This is a genomic window from Streptomyces sp. SID12501 (assembly GCF_010550245.1).
Taxonomy (GTDB): Bacteria; Actinomycetota; Actinomycetes; order Streptomycetales; family Streptomycetaceae; genus Streptomyces.
Map to the genome: position 1 here is coordinate 1 of NZ_JAAGLU010000085.1, position 9,193 is coordinate 9,193.

10 protein-coding genes and 1 pseudogene are annotated in these 9,193 nt (G+C 74.3%); 4 read left to right on the plus strand and 7 right to left on the minus strand.

Annotation, left to right across the window (positions count from 1 at the left end; all coding sequences use genetic code 11):
- From G3I71_RS44320 to G3I71_RS44330, 3 genes are all read right to left on the minus strand, one after another.
- The coding region (locus G3I71_RS44320) for an ATP-binding cassette domain-containing protein (protein WP_164324474.1) at positions 1-223 on the minus strand (223 nt) is incomplete at its 3' end.
- Positions 224-359: 136 nt separating this feature from the next.
- The gene (locus G3I71_RS44325) at positions 360-1,367 is read right to left on the minus strand and encodes a M56 family metallopeptidase (RefSeq protein ID WP_164324476.1); all 1,008 of its coding nucleotides are present in this window, start codon (positions 1,365-1,367) and stop codon (positions 360-362) included.
- A 4-nt stretch (positions 1,368-1,371) separates the two neighbouring features.
- Positions 1,372-1,785, minus strand: a complete 414-nt coding sequence (locus tag G3I71_RS44330; RefSeq protein ID WP_164324478.1) for a BlaI/MecI/CopY family transcriptional regulator — start codon at positions 1,783-1,785, stop codon at positions 1,372-1,374.
- A gap of 166 nt (positions 1,786-1,951) precedes the next feature.
- Here G3I71_RS44330 and G3I71_RS44335 point away from each other — a divergent pair, with 166 nt between their 5' ends.
- Positions 1,952-3,349 carry a glycosyltransferase gene (locus G3I71_RS44335; RefSeq protein ID WP_164324480.1) on the plus strand — a complete coding sequence of 466 codons (1,398 nt, stop codon included), beginning with the start codon at positions 1,952-1,954 and terminating at the stop codon, positions 3,347-3,349.
- Positions 3,346-4,083 (plus strand): polysaccharide deacetylase family protein, encoded by a 738-nt coding sequence (locus tag G3I71_RS44340; RefSeq protein WP_164324482.1) that lies wholly within the window; start codon positions 3,346-3,348, stop codon positions 4,081-4,083. The genes G3I71_RS44335 and G3I71_RS44340 overlap by 4 nt, the downstream gene beginning before the upstream one ends.
- Positions 4,084-4,188: 105 nt before the next feature.
- On the opposite strand, the gene G3I71_RS44345 is transcribed toward G3I71_RS44340, so the two are convergent.
- Both G3I71_RS44345 and G3I71_RS44350 read right to left on the minus strand, forming a co-directional pair.
- Positions 4,189-5,133, minus strand: coding sequence for a lysylphosphatidylglycerol synthase domain-containing protein (locus G3I71_RS44345; RefSeq protein WP_343243277.1), 945 nt, complete (start codon positions 5,131-5,133; stop codon positions 4,189-4,191).
- 5 nt (positions 5,134-5,138) lie between these two features.
- On the minus strand, positions 5,139-6,590 hold the full coding sequence (locus tag G3I71_RS44350) for a hypothetical protein (protein WP_164324500.1): 1,452 nt from the start codon (positions 6,588-6,590) through the stop codon (positions 5,139-5,141).
- A 183-nt stretch (positions 6,591-6,773) separates the two neighbouring features.
- Between G3I71_RS44350 and G3I71_RS44355 the strand changes: the two genes are divergently transcribed.
- A complete protein-coding gene (locus G3I71_RS44355; RefSeq protein WP_164324488.1) occupies positions 6,774-7,157 on the plus strand; it encodes a BlaI/MecI/CopY family transcriptional regulator in 384 nt (127 codons plus the stop codon).
- Positions 7,154-8,056, plus strand: coding sequence for a M48 family metalloprotease (locus G3I71_RS44360; protein WP_164324492.1), 903 nt, complete (start codon positions 7,154-7,156; stop codon positions 8,054-8,056). Before G3I71_RS44355 ends, G3I71_RS44360 begins: the two co-directional genes overlap by 4 nt.
- A gap of 59 nt (positions 8,057-8,115) precedes the next feature.
- On the opposite strand, the gene G3I71_RS44365 is transcribed toward G3I71_RS44360, so the two are convergent.
- Together G3I71_RS44365 and G3I71_RS51915 are read right to left on the minus strand one after the other, a co-directional pair.
- Complete coding sequence (locus G3I71_RS44365; RefSeq protein WP_164324495.1) at positions 8,116-9,045, minus strand: M56 family metallopeptidase; 930 nt, start codon at positions 9,043-9,045, stop codon at positions 8,116-8,118.
- A pseudogene (locus tag G3I71_RS51915) lies at positions 9,042-9,193 on the minus strand (BlaI/MecI/CopY family transcriptional regulator); the annotation flags it as partial. The pseudogene G3I71_RS51915 and the gene G3I71_RS44365, both read right to left, overlap by 4 nt.

Consider the following 9,193-nt stretch of genomic DNA (forward strand, 5'->3'; position numbering starts at 1 on the left):
CCTCCTGGAGCGGTGCGTGGTGGCGGGCGTAGTGCCGCCCGTTCACGGTGACGGAACCGCTCGTCGGGGCGTCCAACCCGACGATCATGCGCATCGTCGTGGACTTGCCCGCGCCGTTGGGCCCCAGAAAGCCCGTCACGGTGCCCGGCTTCACGACGAAGTCCAGCCCGTCGACGGCCGTCTTGTCGCCGTACTTCTTGGTCAACTGTTGTGCGTCGATCATCCGCGCGCTCCCTGCCGGGCTCCGGCGTGCGTCGCATCCGACGCCTCACCGGCCACGCTAAGAGCCGAACCACCCCGATCCCGTGGTACCAGGAGGCTGAACCGCGCCGTGCGCGTAGTACCGCGGTACCACGCGACTACCTGCGATGACTTCCGTGTTCGTCGCCCCCGCGGCGGTCGCAGCAGACGTCCGGCCGCCACACGGGACGCCCAGTGCCCTGCGCCTCGGCGTCCGCCGCGCACTGGGCCCGCTCCGCGCTCTCGACCAGGCTCTCGCTGTCCGAGGCGGCGTTGGCCAGGCTGGCACAGCACAGGGTCAGCAGAAGGGCGCCCGCCACGAAGGGCAGGGCGCGGCGCGTGGGAGGCGGTGCCAGCAGGGCTCGTACGCGCTGAGGCACCGCGCCACCGGTCGCGGCCAGGGCGGCGGGGCGCGACGCGCCGACGGAGGCGAGCGCCGCCCGCCCGACCGCGCGGGCGACGACCGTACGGCTGCCCACGTGGGCAGCGGCCTCCTCGTCGGCCCAACGCTCCAGTACGAACCCGCCTGCCTCGGCCAGCGGTCGCAGCAGCGGGTTGACGGCCGCGGTGAGTCGCCACACTGCCTGGAAGAGATGGTGGCGGCCACGGAGATGGGCCCGCTCGTGAGCCAGGAGAGCCTCCCGCTCCGCGTCACCGAGACAGCGCAGCATCCCCCGGGAGACCACGATCCGTCCGGGGGAGCCGGGGAGCGCGAACGCCTGCGGGATCTCGTCGTCGAGCACCACGAGTTCGCTGTCGCCGGGCACCCGGTGGCATTCACGACGGGCCCACAGGACGTGTCGGCCCTGCCGTACGGCCGCCACACCCAGCGATACGAGCCCCGCCGCCAAGGTCAGGGCGCTGACCGCCGCGACGGCCAAGGAGACCGGGTCCTGGGTGCGCAGCGCGGCCACCGACCAGTGCCCCTCCTCGGCGACCTCGGGGATCTGCGCGAACCCGGTGAAGGCCAGCAGGGCCAGTGAGCCGAGCCAGCCGGCCGCCGTCACGAGCGCCGCGCACGCCAGGGACCAGGCCGCGGGCCGCGGTGCCGGCCGCCGGGCCGCCCTGGGGGCGAGCACCGCGAGGACCACGGTGACGATGAGGGGGATGTAGACGCTGATCGTCACCGGCTCACTGCCCGCCGTCGCCGCGCCCGGCGTCCTGCTCGCCCAGCAGACGGTGCAGCAACTGCTCGTCCTCCAGGGAGAGTTCGTCGACGAAGCGGCTGAGCACCGCCTCCCGGTCCGAGCCGCGCTTCAGCAGGCCGTGCATCCGTACGGCGGTGTCGGACGCCTCGTCCCGCACGGGCGCGAATGCGTATCCGCGGCCTGCCGGGTGCCGTACGAGCATGCCCTTGTCGTGCAGGCGCGACAGGATCGTCAGCACCGTCGTGTAGGCGAGATCTCCGGGCAGCCGCTCCTGGACCTGCCGCGCGGTCAGCGGCTCGTGCGCGGCCCACAGGGCGGCAAGGACGCCGCTCTCCAGTTCCCCGCGCGCTCTTCTGCCGGTCACCCCGCCGCTTTCACCGCTCGTCCGGTCGCCCATCGTTCACCAGCCTTCCCGCTCGGCACCACAGCCTACCGGCGGCACTACTACGGCTTGTAGAACACCCGTGGGATCTCCACCACAGGAACTACTACATCTTGTACGAGTTTACCTACTACATGTTGTAGAGTCTGGCCGCCCACTCCACCTGCGGAGGAACGAGCCCATGCCCTACCTCGGAAGTTCGGCACATCTGCCTGCCCTGGCGGCCGCCGCCCCGCGCCCCGATCCGGTGCCGGCCACAGGACGGGGCGAACGCGTCGCGATCGTCTCGGCGAGCATCGGCGCCGGCCACGACGGCGCCGCCGCCGAACTGGCCCGCCGGCTCACGGCCCACGGCCTCGTCGTGGACCGGTTCGACCTGCTGGACCTGCTGCCGGCCCGCCTGGGACGGCTCGTCCGGGACGGCTACCACCGCATGCTCGTCCAGGCTCCCTGGGCCTACCAGCGGGTCTACCGCAGCACGGAACGCGCAGGCGGTGGCGGGCCGTTGGCCAGAGCCCTGCTGCGAACCGCCGAGGAGCGCATGCTGAGCGCCCTGCACCCCGACACCGGTGCGGTCGTCTCCACGTACCCGGGAGCCAGCCGTGTCCTGGGCAGCCTGCGGCTACGCGGGCGGCTGGCCGCGCCCGTCCTCACGTATCTCACCGACTTCTCCGTGCACCCGCTGTGGGTGGCCGACGGTGTCGACGTCCACCTCGCCGCACACGCCGTGCCCGCCGCGCAGGCGCGGGCCACCGGGGCGCGGGACGTCAGGGTGTGCGGTCCGGTGGTGGATCCGCGGTTCCGTCCCGGCAGCGCGCGGGAGCGCGAGACGGCTCGGGCACGCTTCGGGCTGCCGCGAAACGCCCCGCTGGCGCTGCTCGTGGCCGGCTCCTGGGGTGTCGGACCGGTCCGGCAGGTCGCCCTGGAGCTGCGCGACTGCGGCGTCGCCGTCCCCGTGGTCGTCTGCGGCCGCAACGAGGCACTGGCCGAGCGGCTTCGCGCGGACGGCGTCGAACACGCCTACGGCTGGGTCGACGACATGCCCGCCCTGATGCACGCCGCCGACGTGCTGGTCCAGAACGCCGGCGGGCTCAGCTCCCTGGAGGCGTTCGCCACCGGTCTGCCCGTGGCGAGCTACCGGTGCATACCTGGCCACGGCCCGACCAACGCCGCCGCTCTGGAGGAGGCCGGTGCGGCGGTCTGGATCCGTGACCCGGCCGGCCTCAAGGCCGTGCTGTGCGACCTGCTCGACGGCTCGCTCGGACTGAGCCAACGCGCGGCCGGCCTCGCCCTCTTCGCCGCCGATCGCGGCGGCGGACCCGCTGCGGAGATAGCCCGCGTTCACCACGCGGGGCCGTCTCCGCTGCCTGCCCGGCCCGCCGCCCGACGACGGCGCCGCGCGGCACGCCGGCTCATCGCCACCGCCGCCGTCGCATGCGGGGTGTGGGCCTGCGCCGTCGGCACGGGGATCGCCACCGCATACGACGGCCCGGGCATGATCCACGCCATCGGGCACAGTCTCGACCTGGACGACCCGCTCCCGGACCACGCCTCCCACACCGAGGGCCACCACTCGTGACCGCCTCTCGGTTGCTCCGTACAGCCGCTCTCGCCGCCCTGCCCGCCCTCGCAGCCGCCCATGCGGCACCCGCCGTCGCCACCTTCGGGCCACTGCGCAACCGAGCGATGCCCCGTCTCTCGGGCCGGGGCCGCCCGGACCACATCGCCCTGACCTTCGACGACGGACCCGACCCGCTGTCCACCCCGCACTTCCTGCGCCTCCTCGCCAAGCGCCGGATCCGGGCGACCTTCTTCCTGCTGGGCCGCGAGGCGCAACGCTCACCCGGCCTCGTCCGCGAGATCGCCGCGGCGGGCCACGAGATCGGCATCCACGGCTGGCTGCACCGCCCGCTGCTGCTGCGCGGCCCACGCGCCACGTACGACGACTTCGCCCGCGCGCGCGACACCGTCGCCGACATCACAGGACTCCGCCCCACCCTGTTCCGGCCGCCGTACGGCGTCATGTCGACCGCCGCCCATCTGGCCGCCCGCCGCCTCGGTCTCACCCCCGTGCTGTGGACCTGCTGGGGCGAGGACTGGACCGCACGCGCCACACCGGCGTCCGTCCACCACACCGTCACGGCCGACCTCGACGGCGGCGGCACCATCCTGCTCCACGACTCCGACCGCACGTCCGCCCCGGGCGCCTGGCGCTCGGCCCTGGGCGCGCTCCCGCACATCCTCGACACCTGTGAGCAACGGGGCTACGAGGTGGGCCGGTTGCGCGACCACGGATGGCCCGAGCCGGCCTGACGTATCGAGGCCGAAGCTGCGATTCCCTGCCGATCACCCCTGTCGCCAGGTCGCGCTGCCGAGCGGGACGCTCAGGGCACGGATCCTGTCAGTGCCCGGGCCGGGTCACAGAACGGAGCGGCGGGCCAGCAGCGCGAGCACCAGCAGACCGGGGAACAGCGGCATCCAGCCCGTCAGCAGCCGGTAGCCGAAGACCGCTGACAGAGCCGCGGACGCGGGTGCCCCGGCCGCGGTGAGCGTCAGCACGAGCGCGGCGTCGAGCGAGCCCAGGCCGCCCGGAGTGGGCAGCAGTACGGCGGCGCCGCTGGCGAGGAGGTACGCCAGCAGGACGTGACCGGCGGGCACGGTCACGTCCAGTGCCCGCACCACGGCGACCAGCACGGCGGCGTGCAGCAGGGCGAAGCCGAGAGACCCGCCCCACAGAGCGCAGGCCCTGGACCGCCTGCGGTGCACCGCCCGCACGTCCGCCAGGACGCTCCTGGCCACGCGCCCCGCACGATGACGCACCGGCCGGCTCGACACCACGGCCAGGGCGGCGACCACGACGCAGCCGACGACCGGCACCACCACGGAGGCGCGCGGGAGGGCCGGCGCGAGCCGCAGGGTCCGGGGCGAGGCCAGGAGCAGCACGACGGCCAGCACGAAGCGGACCAGCCCGCCGGCAGCGGCCTTGACCGCCAGGGCGGTCGCCGACCGGGCGGTGGACAGCCCGCAGCGGGTGAGGAACCGCAGGTTGACCGCGCTCGCGCCGACCCCGGCGGGCAGCACGTGGTTGGCCGCGCACGCCGCGAACTGAGCCGCCACCAGCCGCCCGGCGGGCAGCCGTTCGGCCACCGCTCCCTGCTGGGCGACGGCCGCGCACACCCAGGTCGCCAGAGCGGCCGCGCAGGCCACCAGCAGCCAGGCGCGATCGGCGACGGCGAGCCGGTCGGCACCGGCGTCCACCGTGTGCCGGTGCGCGGCCAGCACCCAGACAGCCGCCACCAGCACGGCCGCGGTGACAGCGAGCTGCCAGGGCCGGCCGAGGCCGCGGGCCGACGGAATACCAATGACGCTCACCGTCGTCCCCCCGCCACCGAAGCGGGTGCGACATACACGCGCAGGCCGGCCACCCGGTGCGGGGTCCAGGAACGGGCATAGCCGGGCGGGCCGCCACCCGGTGCCACGAGGGTGGCGGTCGGCAGGTGCCGGGCGGTGCGCCGGATGTTGGCCGGCGTGGTGTTGGCGTCGTGGCCGCCGGTCGCCGCGGACGAGCAACCCGCGTAGTAGGCGATGGGGACGTCGTTCTCTCCGGTGACCAGACAGGGCGGGCGCACACCCATCCGGTGCAGCCCGGCGGCGACGGCGGCCCACTCGCGGTGGGCCGCGGTGGTGCGCCGCACGGTGTGCTCCAGCACCGCGAACTGCACGGCCAGATGCCCGGCCAGAGCGAGGGTCAGCAGCGTCACGGTCAGCGGCCGGCGGATCCGTCCGGGCGCCCGGACCAGGTGCACCAGAAGGCCGGCGACCGGGACGGAGAGCAGCGCGTAGGCGGGCAGCAGGAAGCGGGGTGCCGCGTAGCCGATCAGGAAGAGGTACGGGAAGGCCGCCGAGGCGGCGCACGCCAGTGGTACGAGCGAGGCGACGGGCCGCCGGGCGCGGACGGCGGCCACGGCCGCGAGGGCGGCGAGCAGTGGCAGAACGCACCACCACAGGGTCTCCAGGACAGGGGGCGCGGCGCTGGTGCACGGGCGGCACAGCGTACGTCCGCCCAGCGCGCGCAGTTGGTCTCCGACAGCGATGTTCCAGCCGAGGCCGCCCTGGATGCGGGACGCGTCGGACAGGCGCTGCGCCAGTCCGCCGTAGGAGACGTACGCCTCGATGACCCACTCGGCCGCCCCGGCCGCGAGGCCGCCGACCAGTGCCATCAGCAGCGCGGGGCGCCGCCAACGCCGTACACACACCAGCAGGACGAGCGGGGGAAGGCTCGCCCAGACCGCGTCCGTGGGGCGCATCCAGGCCATCAGGGCCGCGCTCAGGCCCACTCCCCACAGAGCCGTGCGGTCGAAGCGGTTCGCCTGGGCGCGCAGGAAGCAGCCCGTGCCGGCCAGGGCGCCGACGGCGACCCAGTAGTTGGGCATGGCCTGCGGGCCGTAGAACAGCGTCACCCACAAGGTGGCGAACAGGGCGCCCGCGGTCGCGAGCACCCGGGCGGGGAAGAGGCCCCGCCAGGCACGGAGCGCGAGGAAGAGGGCGAGGCCGGACAGGACGGCCAGGTAGATCCGCAGCAGCGCGGTGGACGACGACCAGGCGGCGACGGGCGCCACCAGCAGTGGGACGCCACGGGCACGCGGGGCGCTGAAGAACGAGGCCGGTGCGTGGGAGGCGACCTGGCTGACGTAGACCGACTCGTCCCAGCCGAGGCCCATCCCCGGTCGTACGAGGAGGAGTTGGGCCAGAGCGAAGGCGCCGGCCACGACCGCGAGCGCCACGTCGCCCCGGGACCGCCGGGCGGAACGGACGGCCATCGGCGGGCCGAAGCGCCGCGGACCGGCCGACGAGATCTGCGCGCTGTCCGTGGCCTGCGGCCCGTCGCTCATCACTTTCTCCCATCCCCTGCAGCTTGTAGGGTCCCAGTCCACCCTACAAGCTGTAGGGTTCCGGTGAATTCCTCGAGCCGAGAAGCCCCTACACGCCGTAAGGTTTCAGTCATGGCTGACACGGGCCCGCGGGGCAGAGCCGAACGGCGTAACGCCGGTGAGCTGGAGAGCGAGGTGCTCGCCGCACTGTGGGCGGCGGACCGGGCGCTGACTCCGGCGGAGGTCCAGGCCGAACTCGGCGGCGACCTCGCCTACAACACCGTGCACACCATCCTCAAGCGCCTGTACGACAAGGAGCTCGTCCTGCGCGACGCGGACGGGCGGCGCGGCGCCTACCGGCCGGCCAAGGACGCCGCCGAGCTGACCGCACAGGCCATGCACGAGGCGCTCGACCGGGGCCCGGATCCCATCGCGGCGCTCCAGCAGTTCGTCACCGGGTTGAGTGCCGAGGAGGAGCGGGCGCTGCGCGAGCTGCTGGGGGGAGAGGAACGGTGAGAGTCGACGTCTACACCCCGTTCCTGCTGTCGCTCCTGCTGGCCGGGATCGGTCCGCTGATCGGCGGCCGGGTCGCACCCGCCCTCGCCGCCCGTGTGCTGGCCGGCGCCGCGGTCGTGAGCGCGGTGGCGACCACATGGTCCCTGCTCCTGCTGGCCGTCACCCTCCTCGACGCCGCTCCCCCGGTCGTCGCCGACGCCCGCGAGGACGGCCTCCGGCTTCCCGAGCCGGTACCCGAGGTCGTCGCGTTCGCCGCGTGGGCGCTGCTCCTCGTCGTGGCCCACCGGTTGTGCAGAGCCGCCCGCGCCGAGTACCTCACCCGCCGTGCTCTGCGGCTGCTGTGCGAGGGGCAGCCGTCGGACACCGAACTGATCGTGGCCGACTCTTCCGCCCCCATGGCGTTCGCCATCCCCAAAAGCGCGGGTTCACCCGGGCGGATCCTGGTCACCAGCACCATGCTCGGTGCCCTCTCGACCGAGGAGCGCCGGGTCCTGCTCGCCCACGAACGGGCGCACCTGACCCACCGCCACGCACGGTTGTGCACCGCCGTGACCCTCGCCGGCGCGGCCAACCCGCTCCTCGGCCCGGTCCGGGAAACGGTCGCCTTCCTCGTGGAACGCTGGGCCGACGAGCGGGCTGCCGCGGTGGTCGGGGACCGCGCTTCCGCTGCCCGCGCTCTCGCCCGGGCAGCACTCACGGTCGGATGTCGGGAGCCGTCGGACGGACTCGGCTTCACCGACCGCGCGGTCACCCGCCGTATCGCCGCCCTCCAGACGGACCCACTGCCGCGGCTGTGGCCGCTGGTGGCGACCGTTCTGTCGCTCGGCGCCCTCACCGCCTTTGGCGCCGCCGACGCCACCGGCGACCTGCTCCGGCTGCTGGAACCGGTTCTCACCTGAGGCTGATCATGCGGCGGGCAGGTTGAGCCCCGGGTGGTGGTCCGCCGGGCCCGAACCGGTCAGGGGCTTTCCTCGCCCTGGGCGATCTCGACCTGGTGGTGGAAGTCGACGACGCCGGCTGTTCCGGCGGCGAGGGACAAGGCCGTGCAGGCCACGAGGAGCAGCGCGGCAGGGCGCCTGGTGCGTGAACGCGCCGGGGAGGGTGCGAGGAGGGCGGCGACACGTTGTGGAACCGGGCCGGTGGTCGCCGCGGGTGCGAAGTCCGGTCGGGTGGTCGGGGAGGTGTGGCCGGCGAGGGCGGCGCGGGCGATGGCCGTGGCGATCAGGCGTCGGTCGCCGACGGCGGTGGCGGCGGTCTCGTCGGCGGCCCGCTCGGCGGCGAGCCGGATGGTGTCACGGACGGCGCGCAGGGCGGGGTGGCAGTGGGCGGCGAGTTCGGCGGCGGCCAGGAAGTAGTGGTGGCCGGCCCGGTTGTGGGCGCGTTCGTGGGCGAAGAGGGCCTCGCGCTCGGCGGGGCCGAGGCTGCGCAGCATCGCGGTGGTGACGACGATGCGGTGGGGCCGTCCGGGCAGGGCGTACGCGTCCGGGTGGGGCGAGTCGACGACGCACAGGTCACCGGCGGCGGGGCGGCGGTCGGCCTGCGTGCGGGCGGTGCGGAAGGCACGGGCCTGCCGGAACGCGGAGCGCGCGAGGGTCAGTGCGCTGAGGGTGAGCACTCCGGTGGCCGCGACGGCCGCGGGGAGGACGAGATAGTCCGAGGGGGTACGCAGGGGGTGGACGAGTTCGCCGAGGGCGGCGAGGGCGGGCAGTTTGAGGAGTCCGGTCAGGACCAGGGCGCCGAGTGCGGCGACACAGGCTCCGGCCAGTACCAGGGCCGATGCGGTGAGGATCCACAGGGCGGTGGCGGGGGCCAGGCGGTCGAGGGTCCGGCGGGCCAGCATCGGCGCGAGGAAGGGCAGGATCAGCGGTACGAGCAGGAGGGCGGTCATAGCTCGTCACCCTCCAGGAGTCGGCGCAGGAGCTGCTCGTCGCCGGGGTTGAGCTGGGCGACGAAGCGGGCCAGGACCGTCTCGCGGTCGGTGTCCCGGTCGAGTTCGGTGTGCATGCGCCGGGCGGTCAGGCCGGGAGCGTCCTGGA

Bases quoted from the DNA above. Each gene is read 5' to 3' on its own strand.
- G3I71_RS44350 (WP_164324500.1), bottom strand. From the start codon at position 6,590: ATGGCCGTCCGTTCCGCCCGGCGGTCCCGGGGCGACGTGGCGCTCGCG.
- G3I71_RS44330 (WP_164324478.1), bottom strand. From the start codon at position 1,785: ATGGGCGACCGGACGAGCGGTGAAAGCGGCGGGGTGACCGGCAGAAGA.
- G3I71_RS44335 (WP_164324480.1), top strand. From the start codon at position 1,952: ATGCCCTACCTCGGAAGTTCGGCACATCTGCCTGCCCTGGCGGCCGCC.
- G3I71_RS44365 (WP_164324495.1), bottom strand. From the start codon at position 9,045: ATGACCGCCCTCCTGCTCGTACCGCTGATCCTGCCCTTCCTCGCGCCG.
- G3I71_RS44355 (WP_164324488.1), top strand. From the start codon at position 6,774: ATGGCTGACACGGGCCCGCGGGGCAGAGCCGAACGGCGTAACGCCGGT.